The 26,634-nt window shown below is 53.0% G+C and carries 30 protein-coding genes, 3 tRNA genes and 1 pseudogene; 12 read left to right on the top strand and 22 right to left on the bottom strand.

The genetic code is table 11. The annotated features are described in order from the left end of the window. Positions 1–54 precede the first annotated feature (54 nt). Positions 55–306, bottom strand: a complete 252-nt coding sequence (locus tag ACOTX1_RS02595) for a DUF2766 family protein (protein WP_003859683.1) — start codon at positions 304–306, stop codon at positions 55–57. A 106-nt stretch (positions 307–412) separates the two neighbouring features. Then, the gene (gene azuC, locus ACOTX1_RS02590; RefSeq protein WP_003859682.1) at positions 413–496 is read right to left on the bottom strand and encodes a stress response protein AzuC; all 84 of its coding nucleotides are present in this window, start codon (positions 494–496) and stop codon (positions 413–415) included. Positions 497–710: 214 nt separating this feature from the next. Between azuC and ACOTX1_RS02585 the strand changes: the two genes are divergently transcribed. Continuing rightward, on the top strand, positions 711–2,129 hold the full coding sequence (locus tag ACOTX1_RS02585) for an MFS transporter (RefSeq protein ID WP_023314365.1): 1,419 nt from the start codon (positions 711–713) through the stop codon (positions 2,127–2,129). Between the two features lie 42 nt (positions 2,130–2,171). Here ACOTX1_RS02585 and ACOTX1_RS02580 read toward each other — a convergent pair whose 3' ends face one another. Beyond that, the gene (locus ACOTX1_RS02580; RefSeq protein WP_003859680.1) at positions 2,172–2,810 is read right to left on the bottom strand and encodes an RpiB/LacA/LacB family sugar-phosphate isomerase; all 639 of its coding nucleotides are present in this window, start codon (positions 2,808–2,810) and stop codon (positions 2,172–2,174) included. Positions 2,811–3,055: 245 nt separating this feature from the next. Between ACOTX1_RS02580 and yecR the strand changes: the two genes are divergently transcribed. Both yecR and ftnA read left to right on the top strand, forming a co-directional pair. Then, positions 3,056–3,394, top strand: a complete 339-nt coding sequence (yecR, locus tag ACOTX1_RS02575) for a YecR family lipoprotein (protein WP_003859678.1) — start codon at positions 3,056–3,058, stop codon at positions 3,392–3,394. 200 nt (positions 3,395–3,594) lie between these two features. Continuing rightward, positions 3,595–4,092, top strand: a complete 498-nt coding sequence (gene ftnA, locus ACOTX1_RS02570; protein WP_003859676.1) for a non-heme ferritin — start codon at positions 3,595–3,597, stop codon at positions 4,090–4,092. A 36-nt stretch (positions 4,093–4,128) separates the two neighbouring features. On the opposite strand, the gene ACOTX1_RS02565 is transcribed toward ftnA, so the two are convergent. Next, positions 4,129–4,365 (bottom strand): YecH family metal-binding protein, encoded by a 237-nt coding sequence (locus tag ACOTX1_RS02565; protein WP_003859673.1) that lies wholly within the window; start codon positions 4,363–4,365, stop codon positions 4,129–4,131. A gap of 192 nt (positions 4,366–4,557) precedes the next feature. Between ACOTX1_RS02565 and tyrP the strand changes: the two genes are divergently transcribed. Continuing rightward, the gene (gene tyrP, locus ACOTX1_RS02560) at positions 4,558–5,769 is read left to right on the top strand and encodes a tyrosine transporter TyrP (RefSeq protein WP_032634191.1); all 1,212 of its coding nucleotides are present in this window, start codon (positions 4,558–4,560) and stop codon (positions 5,767–5,769) included. Between the two features lie 316 nt (positions 5,770–6,085). Here tyrP and ACOTX1_RS02555 read toward each other — a convergent pair whose 3' ends face one another. Continuing rightward, positions 6,086–6,754: a YecA family protein gene (locus ACOTX1_RS02555; protein WP_003859671.1), complete on the bottom strand. Its 669-nt coding sequence runs from the start codon at positions 6,752–6,754 to the stop codon at positions 6,086–6,088. A 411-nt stretch (positions 6,755–7,165) separates the two neighbouring features. On the opposite strand from ACOTX1_RS02555, the gene ACOTX1_RS02550 reads away from it, so the two are divergent. From ACOTX1_RS02550 to ACOTX1_RS02525, 6 genes are all read left to right on the top strand, one after another. After that, complete coding sequence (locus ACOTX1_RS02550; protein ID WP_003859669.1) at positions 7,166–8,287, top strand: branched-chain amino acid ABC transporter substrate-binding protein; 1,122 nt, start codon at positions 7,166–7,168, stop codon at positions 8,285–8,287. A 68-nt stretch (positions 8,288–8,355) separates the two neighbouring features. Beyond that, positions 8,356–9,270, top strand: a complete 915-nt coding sequence (locus ACOTX1_RS02545) for an ABC transporter permease subunit (RefSeq protein ID WP_003859667.1) — start codon at positions 8,356–8,358, stop codon at positions 9,268–9,270. 11 nt (positions 9,271–9,281) lie between these two features. Next, positions 9,282–10,556 (top strand): high-affinity branched-chain amino acid ABC transporter permease LivM, encoded by a 1,275-nt coding sequence (gene livM / locus ACOTX1_RS02540; protein WP_003859664.1) that lies wholly within the window; start codon positions 9,282–9,284, stop codon positions 10,554–10,556. Further along, positions 10,553–11,428: an ATP-binding cassette domain-containing protein gene (locus tag ACOTX1_RS02535; protein ID WP_003859662.1), complete on the top strand. Its 876-nt coding sequence runs from the start codon at positions 10,553–10,555 to the stop codon at positions 11,426–11,428. Before livM ends, ACOTX1_RS02535 begins: the two co-directional genes overlap by 4 nt. Beyond that, the gene (locus ACOTX1_RS02530; RefSeq protein ID WP_017384431.1) at positions 11,425–12,141 is read left to right on the top strand and encodes an ABC transporter ATP-binding protein; all 717 of its coding nucleotides are present in this window, start codon (positions 11,425–11,427) and stop codon (positions 12,139–12,141) included. The genes ACOTX1_RS02535 and ACOTX1_RS02530 overlap by 4 nt, the downstream gene beginning before the upstream one ends. A gap of 163 nt (positions 12,142–12,304) precedes the next feature. After that, positions 12,305–12,775 (top strand): hypothetical protein, encoded by a 471-nt coding sequence (locus ACOTX1_RS02525; protein WP_023314369.1) that lies wholly within the window; start codon positions 12,305–12,307, stop codon positions 12,773–12,775. 5 nt (positions 12,776–12,780) lie between these two features. Here the strand turns inward: ACOTX1_RS02525 and ACOTX1_RS02520 are convergent. From ACOTX1_RS02520 to uvrY, 9 genes and pseudogenes are all read right to left on the bottom strand, one after another. Then, positions 12,781–13,707, bottom strand: a pseudogene (locus tag ACOTX1_RS02520) (LysR substrate-binding domain-containing protein). A 29-nt stretch (positions 13,708–13,736) separates the two neighbouring features. Then, complete coding sequence (locus ACOTX1_RS02515; RefSeq protein WP_023314370.1) at positions 13,737–14,060, bottom strand: hypothetical protein; 324 nt, start codon at positions 14,058–14,060, stop codon at positions 13,737–13,739. 2 nt (positions 14,061–14,062) lie between these two features. Then, a complete protein-coding gene (locus ACOTX1_RS02510; RefSeq protein ID WP_023314371.1) occupies positions 14,063–14,215 on the bottom strand; it encodes a hypothetical protein in 153 nt (50 codons plus the stop codon). Between the two features lie 291 nt (positions 14,216–14,506). Next, positions 14,507–14,593 (bottom strand) — tRNA-Leu (locus ACOTX1_RS02505). A gap of 11 nt (positions 14,594–14,604) precedes the next feature. Then, positions 14,605–14,678 (bottom strand) — tRNA-Cys (locus ACOTX1_RS02500). Between the two features lie 51 nt (positions 14,679–14,729). Next, a tRNA-Gly gene (locus ACOTX1_RS02495) sits at positions 14,730–14,805 on the bottom strand. Between the two features lie 163 nt (positions 14,806–14,968). Then, the gene (gene pgsA, locus ACOTX1_RS02490; protein WP_003859652.1) at positions 14,969–15,517 is read right to left on the bottom strand and encodes a CDP-diacylglycerol--glycerol-3-phosphate 3-phosphatidyltransferase; all 549 of its coding nucleotides are present in this window, start codon (positions 15,515–15,517) and stop codon (positions 14,969–14,971) included. A 56-nt stretch (positions 15,518–15,573) separates the two neighbouring features. Next, on the bottom strand, positions 15,574–17,406 hold the full coding sequence (gene uvrC, locus ACOTX1_RS02485) for an excinuclease ABC subunit UvrC (protein ID WP_003859650.1): 1,833 nt from the start codon (positions 17,404–17,406) through the stop codon (positions 15,574–15,576). Beyond that, positions 17,403–18,059 carry a UvrY/SirA/GacA family response regulator transcription factor gene (uvrY, locus tag ACOTX1_RS02480; RefSeq protein WP_003859647.1) on the bottom strand — a complete coding sequence of 219 codons (657 nt, stop codon included), beginning with the start codon at positions 18,057–18,059 and terminating at the stop codon, positions 17,403–17,405. The genes uvrC and uvrY overlap by 4 nt, the downstream gene beginning before the upstream one ends. A gap of 397 nt (positions 18,060–18,456) precedes the next feature. Here uvrY and ACOTX1_RS02475 point away from each other — a divergent pair, with 397 nt between their 5' ends. Continuing rightward, positions 18,457–18,537: a hypothetical protein gene (locus tag ACOTX1_RS02475; protein ID WP_418235935.1), complete on the top strand. Its 81-nt coding sequence runs from the start codon at positions 18,457–18,459 to the stop codon at positions 18,535–18,537. Then, on the top strand, positions 18,524–18,748 hold the full coding sequence (locus tag ACOTX1_RS02470) for a DUF2594 family protein (RefSeq protein WP_003859644.1): 225 nt from the start codon (positions 18,524–18,526) through the stop codon (positions 18,746–18,748). The genes ACOTX1_RS02475 and ACOTX1_RS02470 overlap by 14 nt, the downstream gene beginning before the upstream one ends. Positions 18,749–18,812: 64 nt before the next feature. Here ACOTX1_RS02470 and sdiA read toward each other — a convergent pair whose 3' ends face one another. The 8 genes from sdiA to ACOTX1_RS02430 all read right to left on the bottom strand — a co-directional run bounded on the left by sdiA (position 18,813) and on the right by ACOTX1_RS02430 (position 26,391). Beyond that, positions 18,813–19,535, bottom strand: a complete 723-nt coding sequence (sdiA, locus tag ACOTX1_RS02465) for a transcriptional regulator SdiA (protein WP_003859639.1) — start codon at positions 19,533–19,535, stop codon at positions 18,813–18,815. Positions 19,536–19,758: 223 nt separating this feature from the next. Continuing rightward, positions 19,759–20,511, bottom strand: a complete 753-nt coding sequence (gene tcyN / locus ACOTX1_RS02460; RefSeq protein WP_003859634.1) for an L-cystine ABC transporter ATP-binding protein TcyN — start codon at positions 20,509–20,511, stop codon at positions 19,759–19,761. Next, positions 20,508–21,176: a cystine ABC transporter permease gene (gene tcyL / locus ACOTX1_RS02455; RefSeq protein ID WP_003859632.1), complete on the bottom strand. Its 669-nt coding sequence runs from the start codon at positions 21,174–21,176 to the stop codon at positions 20,508–20,510. The genes tcyN and tcyL overlap by 4 nt, the downstream gene beginning before the upstream one ends. A 21-nt stretch (positions 21,177–21,197) precedes the next feature. Beyond that, a complete protein-coding gene (gene dcyD / locus ACOTX1_RS02450) occupies positions 21,198–22,184 on the bottom strand; it encodes a D-cysteine desulfhydrase (protein ID WP_023314394.1) in 987 nt (328 codons plus the stop codon). 103 nt (positions 22,185–22,287) lie between these two features. Further along, positions 22,288–23,088: a cystine ABC transporter substrate-binding protein gene (tcyJ, locus tag ACOTX1_RS02445; RefSeq protein ID WP_023314395.1), complete on the bottom strand. Its 801-nt coding sequence runs from the start codon at positions 23,086–23,088 to the stop codon at positions 22,288–22,290. Between the two features lie 86 nt (positions 23,089–23,174). Then, positions 23,175–23,726 (bottom strand): flagella biosynthesis regulatory protein FliZ, encoded by a 552-nt coding sequence (gene fliZ / locus ACOTX1_RS02440; protein WP_015570235.1) that lies wholly within the window; start codon positions 23,724–23,726, stop codon positions 23,175–23,177. A 54-nt stretch (positions 23,727–23,780) separates the two neighbouring features. Then, positions 23,781–24,500 carry an RNA polymerase sigma factor FliA gene (locus ACOTX1_RS02435; protein ID WP_003859623.1) on the bottom strand — a complete coding sequence of 240 codons (720 nt, stop codon included), beginning with the start codon at positions 24,498–24,500 and terminating at the stop codon, positions 23,781–23,783. A 163-nt stretch (positions 24,501–24,663) separates the two neighbouring features. Further along, positions 24,664–26,391 (bottom strand): FliC/FljB family flagellin, encoded by a 1,728-nt coding sequence (locus ACOTX1_RS02430; RefSeq protein WP_023314396.1) that lies wholly within the window; start codon positions 26,389–26,391, stop codon positions 24,664–24,666. Positions 26,392–26,634 lie beyond the last annotated feature (243 nt).

Here is a 26,634-nt window from a genome sequence, read left to right as displayed (position 1 = left end):
GCCCTTCGACGTAAAAGCAGAAAAGGGTTTCTAATTTTAAAACATCGGTTTATTTTAGTGTGACTCACCCTGCGGTGTGAAGCGGAGTTCAATCAGCGCAATCGCTTTCTGGATCGCGCGGAGCGTAACCGGGTCCGCCGCAGCAGGATGGTTGGTGAAATCGATGTTTTTCAGTTGGGTCGACATCTTTTCGCGTACCTCAACCGGCGCGATAACGTCAATCACATCAAGGATTTGTTTGATAACCAGCTGGCAGGCGACGACGTCAGATACCAGTTCCTGATCGGCGCTCAGGTTTTGTGACATGGGGTTCTCCTTATTCAAAGGCCGCCATAGTAGCAAAACAGACGCCCTTCCATCTCCCTCTCGTCGTCCGCAGACATAAAAAAACCTGCCGAAGCAGGTTTTTTTATCAGAACATCGCACCCGGTGGGACGTCTTTAAACGTTGTGCAGTAGTTTGCCCACATGCTTTTCAGGATTTTGCGCAGTTTCATTATGTTGCTCCAGTAACGTGTTATGCAGGTGTTATTGTCAATACGCTTATAATATGACCACCATCACAAAAATCAACCATTTTGTGACCTGCATCACGGTTATTAAACCCTCAGTGCTGCTGGTTTGTTAAAAAAAGCCATGATAAATCTGCACGTTACAGTCTTATAAATTCCAGTAAATGTTTATAAAATTTTTTGAGCGGGCAGGAAGAGAATGAGTGAAAACGTATCCGGCAAAGAGAGCCGTGGATTATCGCCTGCGGCGCTGCTGGTGGCCGGTGCTTTCTTTATGGAGTTTCTGGACGGGACGGTGATTGCCACCGCGCTGCCGGACATGGCAAAAAGCTTCGGTGTACAGGCCGTGGATCTGAATATCGGCATCAGCGCCTACCTGATCACCCTGGCCGTGCTGATCCCCGCCAGCGGCTGGATCGCCGACCGCTTCGGCGCGCGAAAAGTGTTTGCCCTCGCGCTGGCAATCTTCACGCTGGCCTCGGTATTTTGCGGCCTGTCCACCACGCTCGATCAGTTCGTCGCGATGCGCGTCCTTCAGGGCATGGGTGGCGCGCTGATGGTGCCCGTGGGTCGCCTGGCCGTGCTACGCACCACGCCAAAACATCAGCTCATCACGGCGATCGCCACCCTGACGTGGCCTGCGCTGGTCGCGCCGATCATCGGCCCGCCGCTGGGTGGGTTCATTACCAGCTATGCCGACTGGCGCTGGATCTTCTTTATTAACGTGCCGCTGGGGATAATCGCCATTTTGCTGGCACTGCGCATCATTCCAGACCTGCATGAAGATACGCGCCGACCGTTTGATTTACCGGGTTTTGTTGTCACCACCCTTGCCATGGTGAGCCTGGTTTATGCGATGGAGTTGATGGGCGGAGAGCCTCTGCGGACAGGATTAACCGCCACGCTGTTTATCGTTGGTATTGTCGCGTTGAGCCTGGCGCTGCGTCACTTTAAGCGGGCAACCTGGCCGATGATCAGGCTCGATGCGATGCAGGTGCCGACGTTTCGCGTCACCCTGTACGGCGGATCGCTGTTTCGCGCCTCCATCAGCGCGGTTCCGTTCCTGCTACCGCTGATGTTCCAGGTCGGTTTTGGCATGAACGCGTTCCATTCGGGCCTGCTGGTGCTGGCGGTTTTCGTTGGCAATCTCACCATTAAACCGGCGACGACGCCGCTGATCCGCAGCCTGGGGTTTAAGCGGCTGTTGCTGATTAACGGTGCATTGAATGTCCTGGCGTTGCTGGCCTGCGCGTTTCTTACGCCGCAGACGCCCGCGTGGCTCATCATGCTGATCCTCTATCTGGGCGGCGTTTTCCGTTCGATTCAGTTTACAGCCATCAGTACGCTGGCTTTTGCGGATGTGCCATCGGCGCAGATGAGCTATGCCAATACCCTGTTTTCAACCGCAACGCAGCTTGCCGTGGGGCTTGGGATCACGCTCGGGGCGATTGGTATTCGTATCGGGGAAAAAGTCAGTGAGGCGATGGGGATTGCCGGTATGCCGGGAATGAGCTTCCGGCTGGCATTTGTGGCAATCGCGCTGATCTGCCTGGTGGGAATGGTTGACACGCTGCGTCTGACCAAAGATGCAGGCAGCGCGGTCTCATCGAAAAAGTAACGCTATCTGCCGGGCAGGCAACGCACCGCCCGGCAAAGTAAATCAGCCAACAATACCGCGCACGAAGGCTTCGATCTCTTTGTCCTGGCAGTTCTCGAAGAAGCACTGCTGGAAGCGCTGGCCCGAGACGGCGGTTTTAACCAGCTCAGGATCGATTGCACGCAGGGTATCCAGATAGTTTTCTTTCACCACCGCCGCTTTCACCTGGTTCAGGATCCCGGCGTTACGCACCTGCGGCTCTTTACGCTCTGGTGGATAGCCTTCGCCATTGCGTCCGGTAAACGCTTTCTCAAAGATAAAGCGTACGTTCAGTTCTGCCCCCCAGCCGAAGCCCTTCGCAAACGGCAGAGAAAGCGCGTTACCGTTGTTGATTTGCGCAAACAGGAAAGCATCCGCAGGATCGATGCAGTAACCGCAAATCACACCCGGATGGATGTTCAGGGACATCAGCGCGCCCTGCCCGGTACCGCAGCCGGTAACAACAAAATCAACGGCTTTAGCGTTAAGCAGAATGCTCGCCATGATGCCCAGGTGAATATAGGTGAGATGATGATCGTTCTCATCACTCATACCGACGTTATAGACCGGGAAACCTTTCTCATCAGCAACGGCTTTCAGCTCATTAAGGATGATGGGATTTTTAGCGGCCTGGCTGTTTTCCATCATCAGTGCAATTTTCATCTTGTCTCTCCTGAATGCATGGCGGGCGATCCCGCTGTGGATACTTTTTCCACTTAACCTTACTATCAAACAAACACACTTTCAAATTAAGTGAAAACTTGTTTTAAAAAACAAAGATGCGCTCACAATTTCGCGCGGTGGCCCGGCTCGTTGCACAGTGAGAGGGCAGATCCTCCGGCTATTCCGGCCATTGCGTCACATCGCGTTGGTTACAATGGCGTATTTCCCGTCACGCAGAGTGAACCATGAAACGTATAATCATAGCCGGAACGATCCTGTTGCTCGCTGGGTGCAGTATCAACCGTCAGGCAGAAATCAGCAGTACGGATGCCCCAAACGGAATTGTGCGCCTCGACTATGGCCAGGCCATGCTGCAAAACGCCTGGTCTGATGAGTATGTTAATAACGGTACGGCAACCAAAGCCTGTCAACATATGGGCTACGCCACCGCGTCAGCCTACGGGCAGCCAATTAAAACCTGCACCCTGATCAGCGGTTCACTCTGTCTGAACGAAAGTGTGACCATTCAGTATAAATGTCAGGGATATGCTGTTACCTCTTCCAGCCAGAATCCGTGGTATTAACCGCTACTGCCAGTCACGCTGGCAGTTTATTTAATAAGAACTAAAACAATTCTCATTAATAAATATAAATAGCGGCAATGCGTTTTATTCCCATTCGTATTTTTAATAAAGAAATATTTATTTTACTTTTTGCAAATAATTAAATAACAAATTATAGTGTCGCTCATCGTGAACCAGAATTAATAAACCGGAGCTGCACCATGTTAAAAACTGAAATGATCGACAAGCTCAATGCGCAAATGAATCTTGAGCTTTTTTCTTCCCTGCTTTATCAGCAGATGAGCGCCTGGTGCAGCTATCACAGCTTTGAAGGAGCGGCCGCCTTCCTGCGTCGTCATGCCCAGGAAGAGATGACGCACATGCAGCGTCTGTTTGATTACCTGACGGACACCGGCAGCCTGCCGCGTATTGATAACGTGGCATCCCCCTTTGCCGAATACGGCTCTCTTGATGAACTGTTCCGCGCCACCTATGAGCACGAACAGCTGATCACCCAGAAAATTAATGAACTGGCTCATGCCGCCATGACCAGCCAGGATTATCCAACCTTTAATTTTCTTCAGTGGTATGTGGCTGAACAGCACGAAGAAGAGAAGCTGTTTAAATCCGTGCTGGATAAATTATCTCTGGCAGGTAAATCCGGGGAAGGTCTGTACTTCATTGATAAAGAGCTGTCGACGCTCGACACGCAGAATTAACAGAAAAGCGGTGCTGAGTTTTCAGCACCGTTTTATTTAATGACGGCAAATTTTACTTTCGTGAGTGGAAAATCCGTCTGCTGCCGGAATGAATTTTCCGCGCGCCGCCAGAAACGCCACCAGCTCCGCGGCCGTCATCTCTGAAGCTGAACAGGTATGGAAACGCGCCGCTTCGCCAAAGCGGGCATGTATCGCCTCAACCAGACTCTCCTCAGTATACCGCTCACCTGACTCAATCATCATATTCAGCACGTCGTGTCCGTGAATTGACATGGTTACCTCTCGTAAATAAAAAAGCAGACTAAACGCTCCCTCCACGGCACGCTTTGCGCTGGCTCAGGTTACCCTTTTCTTTTTGTAAATTAATTTTTACACCCTATGTAACGGTGATTTGACGAGACCGGGCTTTTCCCTTACTCTGCGCCGCAGAATGAGTCGCGGTATGGAAGCGTTGTAGAGGAAAGCGTGAAGAACAGAACTCTGGGAAGTATTTTTATCGTCGCCGGAACGACAATTGGCGCAGGAATGTTGGCCATGCCGTTGGCTGCCGCTGGCGTCGGGTTTGGGGTTACCGTAGTGCTGCTGGGCGGTCTGTGGGCCCTGATGTGTTACACCGCGCTATTATTGCTGGAGGTTTATCAGCATGTCCCTGCCGATACTGGCTTAGGCTCCCTGGCTGCACGCTATCTTGGACGCTACGGGCAGTGGATCACCGGTTTCAGCATGATGTTCCTGATGTACGCCCTGACTGCCGCTTACATCAGCGGCGCCGGGGAGCTGATTGCGTCAAGTATCAATGACGGCTTCGGTGCGTTGCTTTCACCGGAAACAGGCGCCATTGTCTTTACGCTGATTGGTGGCGGCGTGGTTTGTGCGGGCACATCGCTGGTCGATCTGTTTAACCGTTTTTTGTTCAGCGCCAAAATTCTTTTCCTTGTTGTGATGCTGGTGCTGCTGGCACCGCATGTTCACAAGATTAACCTGCTCTCCCTCCCGCTGGAGAAAGGTCTGGCGCTTTCGGCCATCCCGGTTATTTTCACCTCCTTCGGTTTTCACGGCAGCGTACCGAGCATCGTGAGCTATATGAACGGTGATATTCGCAAGCTACGCCGCGTCTTTGTTATCGGCAGCGCCATTCCGTTGATTGCTTACCTGTTCTGGCAGCTGGTGACGCTGGGCAGTATTGATTCCAATACCTTTATCGGCCTGATGGCAGAGCATTCTGGTCTGAATGGATTCCTGGTTGCCCTGCGTAACGTGGTGGCCTCTTCACACGTGGAGCTGGCGGTACATCTGTTTGCAGACCTGGCGCTGGCAACCTCCTTCCTCGGCGTGGCGCTTGGTCTGTTTGACTATATGGCGGATCTGTTCCAGCGTCGCAATACCGTTGCGGGACGCTTACAGACGGGGGCGATGACCTTCCTGCCGCCGCTGGCCTTCTCGCTCTTTTACCCGCGCGGGTTTGTGATGGCGCTGGGGTATGCCGGCGTGGCGTTATCGGTACTGGCCCTGCTGCTGCCTTCCCTGCTGGCGTGGAAGAGCCGCCAGCAACATCCGCAGCAGGGGTATCGCGTAGCGGGCGGTACGCCAATGCTGTGCGTGGTGTTTGGGTGCGGTGTGGCGATTATTCTGGTGCAGATTTTGATTGCAGCGGGGATGCTGCCGGAAGTGGGATAACTTATTTATACAGGTCCTGAGGTACTGTTCCGTTCACCTTAAGATCAACAGAATATAATTTTTTCACAGCATGTGAACGGGATAAGGGGGCCGCCGCGGCCCCCTTATCAATCCCCGCGGCCCCGCGGAAAATCGGTGCTTCGCACTGCGCTCACCTCCCGACCATCTGCCTGCGGTCGGCTCAACTCGACATCCTGTCTCGATTCGCCTCTGGCCGCCATCCATGGCGTCCAGCCCTTGTCATCTGGTCTCCGGTTCGCCGATTTTAGCGGGGACTCAACACCCGTGCCCCATTCAGGCCACAGTAATTAATGATTTAATGCAGGCAGCAGCTTTTAAACTTCTTCCCACTCCCGCACGGGCACGGGTCGTTACGCCCCACCTTCGACCCGTTCACGATCGGCTTTTTCGCTTCCGGCTGCTGCGGGTTAGCCACCCAGTAGTTATACAAGCGCAGCGCCGCAGGCTGAATGCTCTCGATGCTGGCCATATACTCCTCTTCGGTCAGCGCATCCAGCTTCTCGCTGTTCTCTTCCGTCCCGTGCAGGGCAATCACCGCCAGGTCCGCTTCCAGCGCTTCCGGCAGGGATGACCAGTCCGTCAGCGCCACGCCGCGCATGTAGCCATAGCACCACTCTTCCACCACGGTATAGCTCTGACCGTCAACGTCGTTATAGCCAAACAGCGGTTCAAACTGATCCGGGTATTCGCTCAAACGCTCGGCAATATCGTTCATGTGCTTAAAGCAGAGATCGATAAAACGGTTCATCTCACGATCGTTTTTCCAGCGAGGAATATATTTCTCACCACCCCAGACCGCCACCAGCCAGGTGTCGGGCTCCACCACAACGGGACCGGAAAGTACTGCGGTAAGCATGCCGTCCAGTTCGGACACGTCAATAACGGATGCATCGTCGTGACCGTAAGAGATTAATGTCTCTTCCAGCCACGCCATCTCGCTTTCATTTAATGGGCCTTCAGCCATTGCTGATACTCCTGATAAAAAAAACGATCCTGACATATATCGCCGCGCGTGCCTATCTGAAGTTTAGGTCTTTATTGCTGCAAAAACGTGCAAATCGTGACCGTTGCACAACTTATGGGCTTTGTTGTTAAGGAGATGTGATCTCCGCTGTAAATTCATATCATCCCGCAAAGGCGCATAAAACGGCGCTCTATACTCAACGTGTTGTGACCGGGTCAAGGGATTAACCATTCTGGCAACCTTTTTGCTTAATGTTCTGCGCGCTTCGCGGTGCGTGGGATCCTCGCCGTATTAAGCATGAGATTGCTTCTAAAGTGCATTTTGTTCTCGCTCTTGTTTTTGGATTTACGATGCCATCAGGCGTTCGGGTTTATACCTGGTGCAAAAACCTCTTTGCTAAGGAACATAATAATGTCGCTGAAATTTACCAAAACTCCCCTCTCCCTGGTGCTGGCCGGTTGTTTGGTGACGGCCTTTTCCGCGCAGGCCGATATCGTCATCGGCGTGGCCGGGCCGTTCACAGGCCCGAACGCAACCTACGGCGATCAATACTGGCATGGCGCTACGCAGGCGGCGGAAGACATTAACGCCGCCGGCGGGATCAACGGTGAGAAAATCAAACTGGTTCAGGGCGACGACGCCTGCGAGCCCAAACAGGCCGTCGCCGTTGCCAACCGCTTAGTCGATCAGGATAAGGTGAAAGCGGTCGTCGGCCACTTCTGCTCTTCGTCGACCATGCCCGCCTCCGAGGTCTATAGCGATGCCGGGATCCTCTCCATCACTCCCGGCTCAACGAACCCACTGATTACCGAACGTGGCATGAGCGACATATTTCGCATGTGCGGACGTGACGACCAGCAGGGCCAGGTCGCCAGCGATTTTATTCTTGATAAGCTGAAAGCCAAACGGGTGGTCATCATCCACGATAAAGACACCTACGGTCAGGGGCTGGCGGATGCCACTAAAGCGGCGCTGGCGAAACGCGGCGTTAAGGAGGTGATGTACGAAGGGTTGTCCCGCGGGGAGAAAGACTTTAACGCGCTGGTGACCAAAATCGGCGCACAAAAACCGGACGTGGTGTTCTTCGGGGGCTGTCACCCGGAAGCGGGCCCGCTGGTTCGCCAGATGCGTGAACAGGGCGTGCAGGCGAAGTTCTTCTCGGGAGACTGTATCGTCAATGAAGAGATGGTCACCGCCGCCGGTGGGGCACAGTACACCAACGGTATTTACATGACCTTCGGTAAAGATCCGCGCCTGATCCCGGACGGAAAAGCCGTCATCGAGAAATTCCGCACCGGTAAATTTGAACCTGAAGGGTACACCCTCTACGCCTACGCGTCTGTGCAGGCTATCGCGGCGGCATTCAAGGCCACGAAAGGGACGGATTCCGCAAAAGCCAGCGAGTGGCTGAAGGCCAACCCTGTCGACACGGTGATGGGTAAAAAAGCCTGGGACAGCAAAGGTGACCTCAAAGTCTCTGACTACGTGGTCTACCAGTGGGATGACAAAGGCAAATATAAAGAAGTGCCATAACGGGACGGAATCTGCTCAGCGCCGGCAGGTCTGACTGTCGGCGTAACCCTTTATTCAGGTGCGCGACCATGAGTACATTCTTTCTGCAACAATTAATTAATGGCTTAACGCTGGGGTCGGTCTACGGTCTTATCGCCATCGGCTACACCATGGTGTACGGCATCATCGGTATGATCAATTTCGCCCACGGCGAAGTGTATATGATCTCCGCCTATCTCTCGGCCATTGGCCTGGCCCTGCTGGCGTTTTTTGGACTCCACTCCTTTCCGCTGCTGATCCTGGGGACGCTGGTTTTCACCATCGTGGTCACTGGCGTTTATGGCTGGACGATTGAGCGCATCGCCTATAAGCCGCTACGCAACTCGACGCGTCTGGCGCCGCTGATTTCGGCCATCGGGATGTCGTTGATACTGCAAAACTACGTCCAGCTCAGCCAGGGCCCGCGCCAGCAGGGCGTGCCCACCATGCTTGATGGCGTGCTGCGTTTTCACCTTGGCGAAGGGTTTGTCCAGATAACCTATACCAAAGTCTTTATCCTCATCGCCTCGTTCGCGGGCATGCTGGTGCTGACCTGGATTATCAACCGTACCCGCTTAGGACGCATGTGCCGTGCGGTACAGCAGGATCGTAAGATGGCCTCCATCCTGGGTATCAACACCGACAGAATAATTTCGCTGGTGTTTGTTATCGGCGCAGCCATGGCCGGGCTGGCGGGCGTGCTGATCACCATGAATTACGGCACCTTTGATTTTTACGTCGGGTTTGTTATCGGCATCAAGGCCTTTACGGCGGCGGTGCTGGGCGGCATCGGCTCTTTGCCCGGTGCGATGCTTGGCGGGCTGATTCTGGGCGTTGCAGAAGCGCAATTCTCCGGGATGGTGAACTCGGATTATAAAGACGTGTTCTCGTTTGGATTGCTGGTCTTAATTCTGATCTTCCGTCCTCAGGGGCTGCTGGGCCGCCCTGTCGTGGCTAAAGTGTAAGGAACAACGCGATGACCTCTGACGGTTTTTCCCTGAAGCGCTGCATTCTGGACGCAATTTTTTCCGGAATGATCGCCCTGATTATTTTCGGCCCGATTGCGGGTGTGATACTGGATGGTTACAGCTTTACCTTTGACGGCCAGCGGCTGGCGTGGATTGTTGGCACGGTGATGGTGGGACGTTTTTTGCTGAGCGCCTTTTCAGCTACAGCGGCCGGAAGACGTTTACAGACGCGGTTTGAATCCGACAATGCGGGCGTGTATGTCCGGCCGCCGGCGTATAAAAGCCGCATGCGCTGGATCATTCCGCTGATTGTCACGCTGGCGATCTGCTTCCCGTTTGTAGCAACGAAATACCTTCTGACGGTTGCCATTCTCGGACTGATCTACGTCCTGCTCGGTCTTGGGCTGAACATTGTTGTTGGCCTGGCAGGGCTGCTGGATCTGGGTTATGTCGCCTTCTATGCCATCGGCGCTTACGGGCTGGCGCTCGGGTATCAGTATCTGGGGCTTGGGTTCTGGAGCATGCTGCCGCTGGCGGCGCTAATGGCCGCGGGCGCAGGCGCCCTGCTTGGCTTTCCGGTGTTGCGCATGCACGGGGATTATCTCGCCATCGTCACGCTCGGGTTTGGCGAGATCATCCGCCTGGTGCTGAACAACTGGCTCACCTTCACCGGCGGGCCAAACGGCGTTTCAGCCCCTGCCCCAACCTTTTTTGGCCTTGAGTTTGGCCGACGCGCCAAAGAAGGCGGCGTCCCCTTCCACGAGTTCTTCGGCCTGACCTATAACCCCAACATGAAGTTTATTTTCATCTATGCGGTACTTTTCCTGGTAGTCATGCTGGTGCTCTACATTAAACACCGGCTGACCCGAATGCCCATTGGACGGGCGTGGGAAGCGCTCCGTGAGGATGAGATTGCCTGCCGTTCCATGGGGCTGAATCACGTTCTGGTCAAACTCTCGGCCTTCACCCTGGGCGCATCGACGGCAGGTATCGCCGGGGTGTTTTTTGCCACCTACCAGGGGTTTGTTAACCCGACCTCTTTCACCTTTTTTGAATCGGCCCTGATCCTCGCCATTGTGGTCCTGGGCGGGATGGGCTCCACCGTCGGCGTCGTACTGGCCGCCTTTGTGCTGACCGTCACGCCGGAACTGCTGCGCAGCTTTGCGGAATACCGGGTGCTGCTGTTTGGCATGCTGATGGTGGTGATGATGATCTGGCGTCCTCGCGGTCTGATCCGCATCAACCGCAGCGGATTTACCGTGCGTAAAGGAGTGGCGCCATGAACGCAACGATTTTACGTGTAGAACATCTGATGATGCACTTCGGCGGGATCAAGGCCTTAAACGACGTCAATCTTGAGGTGCAGCGCGGCTCCATTACCGCACTCATTGGGCCTAACGGCGCAGGAAAAACGACCGTCTTTAACTGCCTGACCGGTTTCTACCGGGCCTCCGGCGGCAACATTCTGTTCAATGCACGAAATAAAACCACCAATGTCATTCAGGTGCTCGGCCAGAAATTCCAGCCGGGCGACTGGCTCAACCCGGCGCAGCTTGGTCAACGCCTGTTCTATAAAATGTTTGGCGGCACGCATCTGGTGAACCGCGCGGGTCTTGCGCGCACGTTTCAGAACATCCGCCTGTTCCGCGAGATGTCTGTTGTGGAAAACCTGCTGGTGGCACAGCACATGCGCGTCAACCGCAATCTGCTGGCGGGTGTGCTGAATACCCCTGCGTATCGTCGGGCAGAAAACGATGCGCTGGACCGGGCGTTTTACTGGCTGGAGGTGGTGGATCTGGTGGATTGCGCGAACCGTCTGGCCGGGGAAATGTCCTATGGTCAGCAACGACGCCTCGAAATCGCCCGCGCCATGTGTACCGGCCCGGAGATGATTTGTCTCGATGAACCTGCTGCCGGCCTGAACCCGGTGGAGACGCACAAGCTGAGTGAGATCATCCGGTTCCTGCGCGACCACCATGACATCACGGTTTTGCTGATCGAGCATGATATGGGGATGGTGATGGGCATTTCAGATGACATCATTGTGCTCGATCACGGCGATGTAATTGCCAGAGGTAAACCGGCTGAGATTCAGCACAATGAAAAAGTGATTGCCGCGTATCTGGGCACCGACGAAAGCGAGGTAAATCTGTGAGCGAACCGATGCTTCAGTTTCAGGATGTGGATGTTTTCTACGGGGTGATCCAGGCGTTGAAGCAGGTTTCGCTTGAGGTTAACAAAGGGGAAACCGTGGCCCTGATTGGCGCTAACGGCGCGGGGAAGTCAACATTACTGATGTCTGTCTTTGGTCAGCCCCGGATCCGCAACGGGCAGATCCTCTTCTGCGGCGAGGATATCAGCCACAAATCTACCCACTATGTTGCCACCGGCGGCATCGCGCAGGCACCTGAGGGACGACGCATTTTCCCGGATATGTCTGTAGAAGAGAACCTGCTGATGGGGACAATCCCCGTCGGCAATCAGCATGCAGCGGAAGATATGCAAAGCATGTTCGACCTCTTCCCTCGCCTCAAAGAGCGACGTAACCAGCGGGCGATGACGCTTTCAGGCGGTGAACAGCAAATGCTGGCTATCGCCCGCGCGCTGATGAGCCGTCCTAAACTTCTGCTGCTGGATGAACCCAGCCTCGGCCTCGCGCCAATCGTGGTTAAACAGATCTTCCAGACGCTGCGCGAACTGGCCCGTAACGGAATGACGATTTTTCTGGTCGAGCAGAATGCGCACCACGCGCTGAAGTTGTCCGACCGCGGCTATGTGATGGTTAACGGCCAGATTCGGTTAAGCGGCAGCGGCGAGGCGTTGCTGAAGGATCCGGAGGTGAGGAAGGCGTACCTGGGTGGAGTGTGAAACGAAAAGGCTATAGTGAGAAAAACTCACAGTGATTGCCATTATTAATCGTTTTTCTGATGCGACCGCATTCAAATATCATCTTCACGACCCGCCTTTGCGCGGGTCGATAAAACGTTCAGCCGCAAACTGAATAATAATGATAAGAGGATCCGGGGCAAATATGACACTTGATGCGTTATATCAGTTATTGAAAACTGTATTACCACCTGACACCGATTCAGCCGATGATTTACAGGATTTTATGGCCATGCTTATGGCGACGAAACATCACTCTGAGGCTCTGTCACCGTTTGCGCAGCGCGTATACATGCTATCCGTTGCCCATCGCGACCCTAAGCAAGCGGCTGCGCTGATTTCAGCCTGTCATCCTGAAGCAGGAAAGCCCCTTCCGCTGCTCGACTTCTCCGGCTGGCCGGACGTGCGTTACGCCACGTCGGGTGAATTACAGACGCCCGAGACTGAAGAATATTTTCACAGAATTTCGTCTGCCGCCACGCTATTACGCGCGGCAATCATTGACGCTGAGCAACAGAAAAACACGCCAGCATTTTATATTCTGGATAAGGTACTCAGCCTGAACAGCGCTTTGCCAGAACGTTATAAAAAGATGGCAAACATATCTTATTCATAACGGTATTAATAAACCCGACTGTCATCGTATTCCAGATAATCGATATCCAGCGCCGGAACGACCGGGGTATGGTTTTGCAGCCAGGCCAGAAGATGCTGAATGCTCTCTCTTTTGAGTGAATTTTTTGGCCAGACGAGGTACTAGCCATCCCCTGTCGCAATAGCTTCCCTGAACGGCAGGCCCAGCAGGCCGCTTTTCAGGGCATCAAGCGTGAGATGCAGGTCGGCGATAGCGATGCCGTGCCCGTTCATCGCGGCAATACTTCCCTGTTCAAGGGTATCGAACACCATACCGCTGCTCATATCGAGCCCCGGGAACAATCCTGTTCTTCGCAGCCAGCGCCGCCAGTCACGTCTGTCGGGTGAAGGATGGATCAAATCACATTGCGGAAGCCGTTGCCGGGCCGGTTCGATAAGTGATGGAGTACAAACCGGGATAAGCCATTCATGAAAAAGCAGCTGACTTTCCGTTGTGTCACCAAAACGGCCATTACCAAGAAGGATGGCGCAGTCGTAGGGCTCAAGATTGAAATCAACGGTATCAATGTCCATCCAGACGCTGGCAATCTCAACCTGTGGTTTTGCATGGTTGTTGCGAAAAGATCGCAGCACGTCGAGAAGCCATCTCATGGTCAGGGTGCTGGGTGCTTTTAACCGCAGCAGGTGGTTTTCACTGCGAAATGCCCGGCAGGCCCATTCAATGCTCGTGAAGCTCTCGTTCAGCTGTCCGGCAAGCACTCGCCCGGCTTCAGTGACCTCCACGCGAGGACCTTGCCTTTTGAAAAGCTCGCAGTCGAACCACAGTTCAAGGGTACGAACATGTCTGCTGACCGCACCCGGCGTAATATTGAGCGTTTCAGCGGCTTTACTGAAGGAGTTCAACCGCGCAGCAACTTCAAACGCACGCAGTGCATACAATGGCGGTAAAGACATAACGTCCCTTAAATGAAAATTTCATTATGCTAAAACTTGTTCCGGGGCAACGCCAGCAAGTAAATTATGGAGAAAAACAATGATCCCCAATATACCGAGTCATATCGATAGGGGTCAAAATCGATATGCAAAAAGCTGCGGACAAACTCGTAGCCATTAGCAAAGATGTTTATCTGAACGGCTGCAACAGCGATTACAAACACCATATATGCGATAAATAGCGGGTATTTATGCAGCCTGTTAACTTTTAGTTTCCCGAGATAAAGCAAGAAAAAAATTGCAAAAGATACAACAAAATAGACGATGGCAGGCCAAACGGGTGGATGAAGCGAAAATTCTAATTCTTGTGACATAATCAGTTCTCTTTAGCTATCTGGTACATCTGCCATCCCGTAATGCTCCCAGTGGTCAAATCCAGCGCCATTGCGGTTTTAGATGCCTCTTGCCAACCGTACTTCATATCCTGTACGTTCGAGAGCTTGTCGCCGGAGAACAATGTTTTGATCATTTGTTGATACCCTTGCCCAGCCTATTTGCAAGCTCTTCCACTTTTTCTAAGGAAAATCCAAATGAAGTTATCTGCGAAGCTGCCGCAGGGCAATCGATGAAACGGAGATATAAGAATTTACGCGATAAGGAAACGCCCTCAACGCATAATGATCGAAAAATTATGGTTGTGCATGGGTCAGGCACGAAAAATAAGATTTGTTGTCAGGAAGGGGGAATTGCAGGCACAAAAAAACCACCTTTCGGTGGTTTCACGACACTGCTTATTGCTTTGATTATTCTGCTTTTCCCATGGTAGCCGGAGTGGGACTTGAACCCACACAGCGCGAACGCCGAGGGATTTTAAATCCCTTGTGTCTACCGATTCCACCATCCGGCCAGGGAAGAAAGTGGAGGCGCGTTCCGGAGTCGAACCGGACTAGACGGATTTGCAATCCGCTACATAACCGCTTTGCTAACGCGCCTTAAATCTGTTGTCTTTCGACCTGCACCCGCAAACTGCCGATGCTTTAATCTGGAGCGGGAAACGAGACTCGAACTCGCGACCCCGACCTTGGCAAGGTCGTGCTCTACCAACTGAGCTATTCCCGCATGTCATCAAGTAACTATTTAACGACTTCCTAACCACTTGATTTCATTATCGTCCGGCTAACTGTGCCGCCGTTCGATGCGTTGCATTCTACTGATATGACGTTATGAGTCAACGTTATTTTTTGCATCTCAGGATCGTTTGCTGAAAATTAAGCCGAAACGATCACTGTTCAAGCAAATCACCGCGCGCAGCGTTCAAATATTGCAGCATTGACCACAATGTCAGCACCGCCGCAACCCACAGCAGACCAATGCCGGCCCACTCAACCCAGGCATTCGGACGCCACAGCATCCACACCAGCGCCGCCATCTGCGCAGTGGTTTTAACTTTACCGATCCAGGACACCGCCACGCTGCTGCGTTTACCCAGCTCCGCCATCCACTCGCGCAGGGCAGAGATAATAATCTCACGTCCAATCATGGTCGCGGCAGGCAGCGTCACCCACCAGGTATGATAATGTTCCGCCACCAGCACCATCGCGATTGCTACCATCACCTTATCCGCAACCGGATCGAGGAATGCGCCAAAGCGGGTGCTCTGGTTCCAGCGACGCGCCAGATAACCGTCAAACCAGTCCGTCACGGCAGCGATCAGGAAAATAAGCGCACAGGCAAAAGGCGCCCAGACGACCGGCAGGTAAAATGCCAGGACGAAGAATGGAATGAGCACAACGCGAAAGAGAGTGAGCAACGTAGGGATATTAAATCGCATGATGACGGTAACTGTCTGTTGTCAGTAAAATTTAGCTCTATGTTGCTACAGAGCCCTCAATGTTTCAACGAGTAGTAGATCTTTTCTGCCAGCCCTTGCGAAATACCCGGCACTTTTGCAATTTCTTCCATACTGGCGTTGAGTAATCCTTGCAATCCGCCCATATACTTCAACAGCATCTGGCGACGTTTTGGCCCGACGCCTTCAATCGTCTCAAGGGTACTGGTATTTTTCACTTTCGCCCGTTTTTTACGGTGCCCGCTGATGGCATGATCGTGCGACTCATCGCGAATATGCTGGATCACGTGCAGCGCAGGGGAATCCGGCGGCAGGCTAAAGCCCTCGCCTTCCGGCTCAAAGAACAGCGTTTCCAGGCCAGCCTTACGATCTGCCCCCTTCGCTACCCCTAGCAGCAGCGGATGGTTCTTGTCCCACTCTACGTCGAGCGATTCGAATACCGCCTTCGCCTGCCCCAACTGCCCTTTCCCGCCGTCGATAAGGATAACGTCCGGGATTTTGCTCTCTTCAATCGCTTTACCATAGCGACGGCGCAGCACCTGGTTCATGGCGGCATAATCGTCACCGGGCGTAATGCCGGTGATGTTATAGCGACGATACTCTGCCCGCAGGGGGCCATTCGCATCAAAGACCACACACGACGCCACGGTCTGCTCACCCATCGTATGGCTGATGTCGAAGCATTCCATGCGTTTCACTTCCGGCAGCTTGAGCAGCGTAGCAAGGGCGGTTAAACGCTGGCTGACGGTCGACTGCTGGGACAGTTTGGTGGTCAGCGCCGTGGCGGCATTGGTTCGCGCCAGCTTCAGATAACGTGCGCGATCGCCCCGCGGTTTCGTCTGGACATTCACCCGGCGGCCTGCCAGCTCTGAAAGCGATTCCGCCAGCAGGGTTTTATCGTCGAGCGTGAAGTCTAGAAGGATCTCCGAGGGCAGCGTACGCATCTGGCTGCCCTGCAAATAAAACTGGCCGACGAAAGTCTCCACCACTTCACCCAGCTCGGTGCCGCCAGGCACTTTCGGGAAGTAGCTGCGGCTGCCGAGCACTTTACCCTGACGAATAAACAGCACGTGAACGCAGGCCAGACCGGCGTCAAAGGCTACGCCGATAACATCGAGGTCGTCGCCCGTATTAGAAACAAACTGCTTCTCGGTCACCCTGCGCACCGCCTGGATCTGGTCGCGGATGCGTGCGGCCTCTTCAAATTCCAGCGCCGCGCTGGCTTTTTCCATACGAGTAATCAGTTGCGTCAGCACCTGATCGTCTTTCCCGGCTAAAAACAGGCGGACATATTCCACCTGCTGCGCGTACTCTTCTTCGCTTACCAGCCCTTCAACGCACGGCCCCAGGCAGCGGCCAATCTGATATTGCAGGCACGGCCGGGAACGGTTGCGGTAGACGCTGTTTTCACACTGGCGAACGGGGAAGATTTTTTGCAACAGCGCCAGCGTTTCGCGTACGGCATAACCGTTCGGGAAAGGGCCAAAGTATTCACCCTTCGCATGCTTAGCGCCACGATGCATCGCCAGGCGAGGATGGGTATCACCGCTCAGGAAGATAAACGGGTAGGACTTATCATCACGCAGCAGGACGTTGTAGCGCGGCTGATACAGCTTGATATAGTTGTGCTCAAGCAGCAGCGCTTCCGTTTCCGTATGCGTTACGGTGACATCAATGTTGTGTATAAGTGCGACCAGCGCTTCGGTTTTACGGGAGGCAAGGTTGCTGCGGAAATAGCTGGAAAGGCGTTTTTTCAGATCTTTTGCCTTACCGACATAGATAACCGTACCGCCAGCGTCGTACATTCGGTAGACGCCCGGCTGGCTGGTGACGGTTTTCAGAAATGCTTTTGAATCGAACGCTTCACTCACTGACTTATTAACGACTCCGCATTGCACAAACCATGGCGAATGGCCAGGTGAGTCAGTTCGACATCACCGTGAATGTTCAATTTACTGAACATCCGATAGCGATAGCTGTTGACCGTTTTCGGGCTGAGATTCAACTGCTCTGAGATCTCATTCACCTTCTGACCTTTAGTGATCATCAGCATAATCTGCAATTCGCGCTCAGACAAACTGGCAAACGGAGATTCCGTTTTTTCCGGTTCAATCTGACTCAGAGCCATCTGTTGAGCAATATCAGAAGCGATGTAACGCTGCCCGGCGTATACGGTGCGGATCGCATTGACAACTTCCTGCGGCGCGGCGCCTTTACTGAGATACCCGGCAGCACCCGCCTGCATAACCCTGGCAGGCAGCGGATTTTCGGTATGGACGGTCAGCATGATAACTTTGGTATCAACGAACATGCGCGCGATTTTGCGCGTGGCTTCAAGCCCGCCAATACCGGGCATGTTCATATCCATCAGCACCACGTCTGCGGAGTTAGCGCGACACCATTTGACGGCATCTTCGCCACAGCACGCCTCGCCGGCAACTTTAATACCCTTTATATCTTCAAGAATGCGTCGTATCCCTGCGCGCACCAGTTCGTGGTCATCAACAAGAAGGACGTTGATCAAAGGAAATGTCTCCAGAATAGGGATAACGCTACTGACTGCTAATTGGGTTTATATTAACGGTTTTCCATGCAAGATTAAAACGCTAAAAAATCGGCTATACGATTCTGGTCTCGTTTTTGGAAATTAGGCTGTACAGCAAGTGGAAAGAAAACCCTTGTCCGCTGGGCTTTTACCGCTATTTTCTAGCATCGATATTCAAAAAGTTACTAAAACAGTTGTTAACCCAAACGAAAAAGAGCGCGCGATTTTTTGTAACAACAATTAACGAATGACGAACCGGGGATAAACATTTAATTGCCGCTAACATATTGGACAGAGTACCTTCATAATCCGCGCCGCCCAATAATCACTGCGCGATAAGTATAAAAAACAACCACTGCATTTTTTGCCGTAGCTTGTGGTATACTCCGCCGCCTTAACTTTCATCGTCGCGCTCATGCGCTGTTTTATAATGAGGAAAATAAATGAGCACACCTGAATTTGCCACTGCCGAGAATAACCAGGAACTGGCACAGGAAGTAAACTGCCTGAAGTCGCTGCTGACGCTTATGCTACAGGCGATGGGCCAGGCTGATGCTGGTCGTGTGATCATTAAAATGGAAAAACAGATCGCGCAGATGGAAGACCAGGCGGAATCCGCTGTTTTTGCCAATACGGTTAAGCAAATTAAACAAGCCTACCGCCAGTAACAAAAACGGCTGGATGCAAAGCATTCAGCCGTTTTCTCGTCTGACACGCAGAACATGATATCAGTCAGATAAGTCCCGTCGCCGCGGCATAACACGCTATCTGGATCTTATTCGGTGCGTTGAATTTCTTCTGCATATTCTTCTGGTGGAAATTGACGGTATTTTCCGAGATGGAAAGAATGATGGCGATTTCTGCCGACGTCTTCCCTTCTGCGGTCCACTTCAGAATTTCCCGTTCACGCTTGCTGAATTTCATTTCAGGCGGCATCACCGTCTCATGTTCAAAGCGCAACAGCGTAGTGAGCGCCATCTGGACCAGCATTTGTAAACGCAGCTCAACTTCTTCACTGGATATCGAGTGTGCCTGTAAGCTGGTACATGACACGGAAAGGAAACCGAGCGCATGATTTGGCATCATCAGACACTGCGTTATTCCCTTGCGTAAACCGTGGTCCCGCGCGCCGTCCCATAATTGCTGGGCATCCGTGAATAATTCATCCGTCCAGGGCAAATGTCCCTGAATGAAATTCTCCGGCTTCAGTACCGGGTCAATGGCGAAATAATTCTCGGACTGATATTGCGCCATCCATTGTTGCGGATAACTGGAATGGACGGATGTTCGCGGGCGGGTAAATGGCACAGGGTGTCGAACACAAAGCGCATAATAATCGAATTCAAGCGCCTGCGTTTGTCGCTGAAGTTCCTGATATACCTCGTCAGCACAGGTCATTTGCTGAAACCGGAGGACGCATTCCCGTCGCCAGGTGAAAAAGTCTATATCCCTCATACTTGCCGAATGAAGCCTCTGATAAAGATAATCATTATTATGGTGAATATAACCTAACACATTTAGCATGATTATTTATATAAAATATCGGCCACAGGCAGATTATCTTTAATTTGGCGATGGCTTATCCACTTCAGGCGGAATAAAAAAGCAACAGAACGGAGTTTAAGGGAGGATAATTTGCTCCAGAAGCGACATCTGGAGCAAATTGAACGCTAAAATGCTACTGCATTAAGAATTTTTCAAGGAACTGACGGGTACGTGGCTGCTGCGGATTGGCAAACAGCGCTTTAGCTGGCCCCTGCTCAACTATTCTCCCCTGATCCATGAAAATAGCCCGATCGGCAACGTCGCGGGCGAAGCTCATTTCATGCGTCACAATCACCATCGTGCGTTTCTCCTGCGCCAGCTGTCGGATGGTGTTCAGCACTTCCCCGACCAGCTCAGGGTCGAGCGCGGATGTGGGTTCGTCAAACAGGATCACATCAGGGCGCATCGCCAGCGCGCGTGCAATAGCGACACGCTGCTGCTGCCCGCCAGATAAGCGACGCGGATAGCTCGTCTCCTTCCCTGCCAGGCCAACCTTCGCCAGCAGCTCGCGGGCGCGGACCGTGGCGTCTTCCTTAGGTTCCCCCTTGACGATGACCGGCCCTTCAATAATGTTTTCCAGCACCGTGCGGTGCGGGAAGAGATTAAAGCTCTGGAACACGAAGCCGACATGCTGGCGCAGGCGGCGAATCAGCCCTTTTTGCTGGCTGATAGGTTTCCCGGTATCAATGGTGATATCACCCACGCGGATCGTCCCGCCTTCGGGCTGCTCCAGTAAATTGATGCTGCGCAGCAGCGTGGTTTTGCCTGACCCGCTCGGGCCGATAATTGCCACCACTTCGCCCTGCTCAACCTCAAGATCAATGCCATGCAGCACCGTTTGCCCGTGGAATTTTTTCACCAGGTTTTTGACGTCAATTGCACTCATTTTGGATCACGCTCCTGGCGGTTAAGCTGGTTTTCAAAATAGTTTTGCAGAGCGGACAGCACCGTCGCCATCACCCAGTAAATCAGCGAGGCCGCCAGATACATAGTAAACACTTCCAGCGTACGCGAGGTGATCAGCTGCGCCTGACGGAACAGCTCCGGCACCTGAATGGTCGCCGCAAGGGAGGTGTCTTTCACCAGGCTGATAAAGCTGTTGCTCAGCGGCGGCAGCGCCACGCGCGCCGCCTGGGGCAGGATCGCCCGGCGCAGCGTCTGCCACGGGGTCATCCCGATACTGGCCGCCGCTTCCCACTGCCCTTTATCGATGGAGGAGATCGCCGCACGCAGCGTTTCAGAGGTGTACGCCGCTGTATTCAGCGACAGGCCAATCATCGCCGCCGGGATCGGATCCAGCTCGATACCGAACTGTGGCAGCCCGTAGTAAATCATAAACAGCTGGGCGATAAGCGGCGTTCCGCGGAACACGGAGATGTAAAACCGCGCCAGCCATCGCACCGGCCAGATGTTGGACATGCGCATCAGTGCCAGCACAAACCCGAGCACCAGCCCGAAGAACATCCCGCCGATACTGAGCTGTAAAGTAAACACCGCGCCTTTAAGCAAGAACGGCAGCGAATCAATAACCAGTTGAATACTTTCTTGCATTATTATTTTTCTACCTGATTTTTAGACATGAGGATGATAGGCAAACAGCGCAGGCGCTCCGCCAGTATGAACAAACAAAATGGGTCCTTCATCCTTAAAGCGCTTGCGGGCGATGCCGTCGATCAGGCCCGCCATTGCCTTACCGGTATAGACCGGGTCAAGCAGAATACCTTCGAGACGGGCCAGCAGCTTAACGGCCTCCATCCCTTCATCATTGGGGGTGCCATAGCCCGGCGCGAAATAGTCATCCCACAGCAATATTTCCGCCTTCGCCTGAAGCGCAAGCTGTTCAGCCACCGCCTGTTGCAGGGTGACGACTTTCGGCTTTTGGTCCGCAACGCTTCTGGAAACCGTCACGCCAATCAGCTCGACCTCCGGCATCAGCTGCTCAAGCCCGACCGCTAAACCGGCATGGGTCCCCGCACTGCCGGACGCCACCACCACCGAGGATAAACTTACCGCGCCTTCGCACTGCTGAGCGATTTCCAGCGCGCTCTCAACATAGCCGAGGGCACCCAACGCATTCGAGCCGCCAACCGGGATCACGTACGGACGAAAACCCTGCGCTTCCAGACGCGTCGCCAGCTCGTCGAGCTGTGCTGTCGGGTCGGTCAACGCGTCGACCATTTCAACCTGCACGTTGAACAGATCCAGCAGCAGACGGTTACCGTTAGTCAGGTAATTCTCTGCCTGCGTCCCGAGCGGGTTCTCCAGCAGGGCTACGCAGTGGAGTCCCAGCTTCGCCGCCACTGCCGCCGTCTGGCGAACGTGGTTAGACTGAATTGCCCCGGCGGTGATCAGCGTATCCGCCCCCTCGCGCAGGGCATCGGCGGCGAGAAATTCCAGCTTGCGCAGCTTATTCCCGCCCATCGCCATGGGCGTCACATCGTCACGCTTAATGAAAATATCGCGCCCCAGATAGTCAGAAAATCTCGGGAGAAACTCCAGCGGCGTGGGTGCGCCGATAAATTCCAGACGGGGAAAGCGCGTTAAATTCTGTAGTGACATGGTTCCTCCGGTCACGCAAACAATTGTTATTTCATTATGCACGCAGACGCGCGAGAAATAAAAAAGGCGCTTTTAAAAGCGCCTTTTTTTGTCAGTCAGCGACTTATTTCGTCACGTCTGCGCCGAACCACTTCTCAGAAAGCGCCTTCAGGCTACCGTCTTTCTGCATCTCAGCAATGGCACCATCGATGGCTTTCAGCAGTTCCTCGTTACCCTTACGCACCGCCACGCCGGACTCCTGACGGGAGAACGCATCACCAGCGACAGCCAGGGTATTGTTGGTTTTCTTCACCAGATCCAGCGCTGCCAGGCGGTCAACCAGAATGGCGTCAATACGGCCTACGCGCAGATCCTGGTATTTCGTCGGGTCATCATCGTAGGTACGGATGTCCACGCCCTGCACGTTCTGGCGCAGCCACTCTTCGTAGTTGGTGCCCAGACCGACGCCGACTTTCTTACCTTTCAGATCCGCTGCGGACTTGATGCTGCCTTCGTTACCTTTCTTCACCAGCGCCTGAATACCGGACACGGTGTACGGCGTGGAGAAGTCATACTTCTTCTTACGTTCGTCAGAAATGGTTACCTGGTTAATCACCACGTCAATACGTTTGGAATCCAGTGACGCCAGCATCCCATCCCATTTGGTGGGTTTCAGGGAGGCTTTAACGCCGAGGTGTTTTGCCAGCTCCTGCGCAAACTCCACTTCAAAACCGGTCAGTTTACCGTCGTCACCCTGGAAGCTGAACGGAGGATAGGTTCCTTCCAGCCCAACCAGCAGCGTGCCGCGCTCTTTAACTTTGTTGAGCAGATTCTCTGCCGCGAACGTTTTCACGCTCATCCCCGCGACCAGCGCAACGGCCATCATCCCCATCAGCGCCTGACGACCCAGAAGTGCTAATTTCATAAGTACTCCGATACAGTGGAATTTTTGAGTAGTGTAGAGAAATCGCCTGCAACGTCAAAGGCGGCTGCGCTACATCTTATTCTTTTTTAATATATATCAGAAGTTGTTCCGGCGCGGACTTTCTGCTTTATGACGCCCGGCATCTGGACTTTATATTGTGCATACTTTCGCAGCGCGATGCGGTAATTGTTGGTACTGGTGGCGGGCAGCCAGGGCTCCAGATTTTCATCCAGGTATCCGGTCGTCAGCAGATCGCGGGAGATATTTTGCATGGTCAAATGCTGACCCAGGCGGCGCAGGCGAACCACGTATTCACGCACGGTGCCGTGACTCATCTCGGTTTGTTCAAACAGGAACTGCTTGAAGCCGATAATATCGAAGAAGTCGCTTTGCTCTTTGCAATGGAGATCGCCACAGAAACGGCAAAGCGCTACCCACTCTTTTTGCTCTTCAAGCCAGGCGGCTTCATCCATCAGCGTATCGAGGCGGGAAATCGCAATCTTATTCACGATTTCACCGCGACGAACCAGCGTGATGCGGTCGAGTAATTTTTTACAGTGGGCGCAATGCGTCTGGCTGTGTTTAAAGTCTTTCAGGTAGCGGCTTAAAGGCCGTCTTTTAGATTGCTGCACCGTCATGATAACTCCTGGTTGTCAATACGTTGTGCGGCATTTCCAAGGCGAATGACTCACCTATAACTTACCCAGTTTTGTGCGCAGGCGTTTAATGGCCTGGCTGTGCAGCTGGCTCACCCGTGACTCGCCCACCTCCAGCACAGCGCCAATCTCTTTGAGATTAAGCTCTTCCTGGTAATAGAGGGTTAACACCAGTTGCTCACGTTCCGGTAAAGCTTCAATCGCTTCCATCACGCGCTGGCGTAAATTCCCTTCCAGTAAGTGGTGTAACGGGTTTTCTTGCTGATGTTCATCCGTCACCAGTTCGATGCTATCGCCATGCTCTTCGCGCCACTCATCATAAGAGAAGAGTTGGCTGTTATTGGTATCGAGCAACATCTGACGATATTCTTCAACAGGAATGCCCAGACGTTCCGCCACTTCGGTTTCCGTCGCGTTGCGCCCCAGTTCCTGTTCCAGCTGCCCCATCGCATGCGCCACTTCGCGGGCGTTGCGGCGAACGCTGCGCGGCACCCAGTCGCGGCTGCGCAGCTCGTCCAGCATCGCACCACGAATACGCTGCACTGCGTAAGTCGTAAATGCCGTTCCTTGCAGAGCGTCGTACCGGTCAACTGCATTCAATAACCCGATACCGCCCGCCTGTAGCAGATCGTCCAGTTCCACGCTCGCCGGCAAACGCACCTGGAGGCGCAATGCTTCGTGACGCACCAGCGGAACATAACGCTGCCACAGCGAGTGTTTATCCATTACACCTTCAGCGGTATAGAGTGAATTCACGATAAACAGCCCTGCGTTAGTTGAGTTATCGGCATGATTATCCGATTCTGGAGGGGTTTTAATCGGGTGAATAGTGGGTGAAATGAGGGGTTATTTGGGGGGTTACGCGTAAATACGGACAGAAAAAACCCCGCCGAAGCGGGGTTTAAGCGTAATCAGGCGATTAGCCTTGCAGCAGAGACAGAACCTGCTGAGGAACCTGGTTAGCCTTGGCCAACACGGAGTTACCGGCCTGCTGGATGATCTGCGCTTTAGACATATTTGACACTTCGGTCGCATAGTCGGCGTCCTGAATACGGGACTGCGCTTCAGACAGGTTGGTGGTGGTGTTGTTCAGGTTGGTGACAGCAGAACCCAGGCGGTTTTGGATGGCACCTAAAGAAGAACGGAACTTATCGATGGAGCTGATAGCATCGTCCAATGCTTTCAGTGGATCGGTAGTAGTAGCAGCTTTAGTCGCTGCGTCGGTAGTGAATTTACCTGCTGCGTCAGTGTAAACAGCTTTTCCAGAACCATTGGTCACGCTGCCATCAGTTTGCAGGAAGTAATCAACGGTATTGGTAGTAGTCAGAGTACCATCAGTCGCTGTATAAGTAGCCGCGCCCCCAGTGGTAACAACGCCAGTTGCGCTAATAGAAATATCGTCAGTACCATCAGCGTCATTATCTATATTGAGAGCAGTACCTTTAGCAGCGGATTGCAGAGCATCAGCGCTGATACGAACGTTGCTCAGTGTAATTGTACCTGATTGAGAACCTGTTGCTGCGTCAGCAGAACCCGCCAGAGCGATAGTTGCGCCATCAGCCGTAGTAATTGAAACACCCACTGCACCTGTAGCGTCATGGTTTTTAGTCAGACCATCAAGCGTTGCCGCGGCAACTGTACCGGCGCTGTTTTGAGTCAAGTTACCTGTTGAATCGATAAACAGTGCTGAACCATCTTTAGCAGTAATTTTACCATCACTCGCCAGCACAACATCAACAGAAGTACCACCAATCTTAACGCTCAGGTTAGCAGTATCCCCTGCTTTCGGCGTCAGGAAGGATTGCAGTGCAGCGCTATTGCTGTCACCAGCTGCCGCACCAGCAGCGATGGTCGCCCCGAAGCTGAAATCATTTGTTGCTTTGTTGTAGGTATAGTTAGTCGCTGTCGCTGTCCCAAAACCATTAGAAATTGTGGCATCGACAATTGCACCATCAGACAGATTTGCAAATACGTTTGCAGCAGTGGCTTTATTCAGACCTGCGTCTACAGTGTATTTGGTTACACCGGCAGCATCGGTGGATGGTGTTGTACCTGCTGTAGCTGCTGCCGCTGCCAGTTCATCCTTGGTAGCAGCAGTGTTTGCCACAGAGCCCTGACCATTAACGTTAAAACCGGTCAGACCAAGAGTTTTAGAGTCGATTTGTTTCAGGTCGATAGTGATGGTCTGGCCATCGTTCGCTCCAACCTGAATTTTCATGGAACCGTCTTTAGCCAGCACATTAACACCGTTAAACTGAGTCTGACCAGACACGCGGTCAATTTCGTCCAGACGGGATTTGATTTCATCCTGAATTGAGTCCAGATCAGACTTAGAGTTAGTACCAGTAGAAGACTGAACGGTCAGCTCACGAATACGCTGTAAGTTGTTGTTGATTTCAGACAGTGCGCCTTCAGTAGTCTGTGCAACAGAGATGCCGTCGTTAGCGTTACGTGCAGCCTGAGTCAGACCTTTGATGTTGGAGGTGAAGCGGTTAGCAATCGCCTGGCCTGCTGCGTCATCTTTTGCGCTGTTGATACGCAGACCGGATGACAGACGCTCAATGGCAGTAGACATTGAAGACTGGTTCTTGTTGATGTTGTTCTGAGTGATCAGCGAGAGGCTGTTGGTATTAATGACTTGTGCCATGATTTCGTTTCCTGTTGTTCATCAAATCTGTGGATTAGATTTGGGTTTCCACCCTTCGGCTTCATCGCCGTCAAAGGTGTTATCGTCTGGTCCAAAACAACCTTTAGATTTTTTTTCAGGATCGCATCATTTTTTTAGCCACAGAAATACTCTTCTCTATTAGCGCTATTCTCGCCATTAAAAAAAAGAATCTAACCGTAAACTTTCCTGAGTTGAGGCCGATAACCCCACTATTCGTTCTAC

The organism is Enterobacter cloacae complex sp. IR5401, assembly GCF_049238425.1.
Lineage (GTDB): Bacteria > Pseudomonadota > Gammaproteobacteria > Enterobacterales > Enterobacteriaceae > Enterobacter > Enterobacter hormaechei_C.
The sequence above is the reverse complement of the archived record's forward strand: the minus strand, read 5'-3'. Positions and strand labels throughout refer to the sequence as shown.

Excerpts from the sequence above, each read along its gene's own strand:
- azuC (WP_003859682.1), bottom strand. The coding sequence starts at position 496 with ATGAAACTGCGCAAAATCCTGAAAAGCATGTGGGCAAACTACTGCACA.
- fliZ (WP_015570235.1), bottom strand. The coding sequence starts at position 23,726 with ATGACGGTGCAGCAATCTAAAAGACGGCCTTTAAGCCGCTACCTGAAA.
- ACOTX1_RS02545 (WP_003859667.1), top strand. The coding sequence starts at position 8,356 with ATGAGTACATTCTTTCTGCAACAATTAATTAATGGCTTAACGCTGGGG.
- ACOTX1_RS02430 (WP_023314396.1), bottom strand. The coding sequence starts at position 26,391 with ATGGCACAAGTCATTAATACCAACAGCCTCTCGCTGATCACTCAGAAC.
- ACOTX1_RS02550 (WP_003859669.1), top strand. The coding sequence starts at position 7,166 with ATGTCGCTGAAATTTACCAAAACTCCCCTCTCCCTGGTGCTGGCCGGT.
- ACOTX1_RS02535 (WP_003859662.1), top strand. The coding sequence starts at position 10,553 with ATGAACGCAACGATTTTACGTGTAGAACATCTGATGATGCACTTCGGC.
- tcyL (WP_003859632.1), bottom strand. The coding sequence starts at position 21,176 with ATGCAAGAAAGTATTCAACTGGTTATTGATTCGCTGCCGTTCTTGCTT.
- pgsA (WP_003859652.1), bottom strand. The coding sequence starts at position 15,517 with ATGCGATTTAATATCCCTACGTTGCTCACTCTCTTTCGCGTTGTGCTC.
- tcyJ (WP_023314395.1), bottom strand. The coding sequence starts at position 23,088 with ATGAAATTAGCACTTCTGGGTCGTCAGGCGCTGATGGGGATGATGGCC.
- livM (WP_003859664.1), top strand. The coding sequence starts at position 9,282 with ATGACCTCTGACGGTTTTTCCCTGAAGCGCTGCATTCTGGACGCAATT.
- yecR (WP_003859678.1), top strand. The coding sequence starts at position 3,056 with ATGAAACGTATAATCATAGCCGGAACGATCCTGTTGCTCGCTGGGTGC.
- ACOTX1_RS02580 (WP_003859680.1), bottom strand. The coding sequence starts at position 2,810 with ATGAAAATTGCACTGATGATGGAAAACAGCCAGGCCGCTAAAAATCCC.
- ACOTX1_RS02585 (WP_023314365.1), top strand. The coding sequence starts at position 711 with ATGAGTGAAAACGTATCCGGCAAAGAGAGCCGTGGATTATCGCCTGCG.
- ACOTX1_RS02510 (WP_023314371.1), bottom strand. The coding sequence starts at position 14,215 with ATGATCAAAACATTGTTCTCCGGCGACAAGCTCTCGAACGTACAGGAT.
- ACOTX1_RS02565 (WP_003859673.1), bottom strand. The coding sequence starts at position 4,365 with ATGTCAATTCACGGACACGACGTGCTGAATATGATGATTGAGTCAGGT.
- ACOTX1_RS02470 (WP_003859644.1), top strand. The coding sequence starts at position 18,524 with ATGAGCACACCTGAATTTGCCACTGCCGAGAATAACCAGGAACTGGCA.
- sdiA (WP_003859639.1), bottom strand. The coding sequence starts at position 19,535 with ATGAGGGATATAGACTTTTTCACCTGGCGACGGGAATGCGTCCTCCGG.
- ACOTX1_RS02595 (WP_003859683.1), bottom strand. The coding sequence starts at position 306 with ATGTCACAAAACCTGAGCGCCGATCAGGAACTGGTATCTGACGTCGTC.
- ftnA (WP_003859676.1), top strand. The coding sequence starts at position 3,595 with ATGTTAAAAACTGAAATGATCGACAAGCTCAATGCGCAAATGAATCTT.
- tcyN (WP_003859634.1), bottom strand. The coding sequence starts at position 20,511 with ATGAGTGCAATTGACGTCAAAAACCTGGTGAAAAAATTCCACGGGCAA.
- ACOTX1_RS02555 (WP_003859671.1), bottom strand. The coding sequence starts at position 6,754 with ATGGCTGAAGGCCCATTAAATGAAAGCGAGATGGCGTGGCTGGAAGAG.
- ACOTX1_RS02515 (WP_023314370.1), bottom strand. The coding sequence starts at position 14,060 with ATGTCACAAGAATTAGAATTTTCGCTTCATCCACCCGTTTGGCCTGCC.
- dcyD (WP_023314394.1), bottom strand. The coding sequence starts at position 22,184 with ATGTCACTACAGAATTTAACGCGCTTTCCCCGTCTGGAATTTATCGGC.
- ACOTX1_RS02525 (WP_023314369.1), top strand. The coding sequence starts at position 12,305 with ATGACACTTGATGCGTTATATCAGTTATTGAAAACTGTATTACCACCT.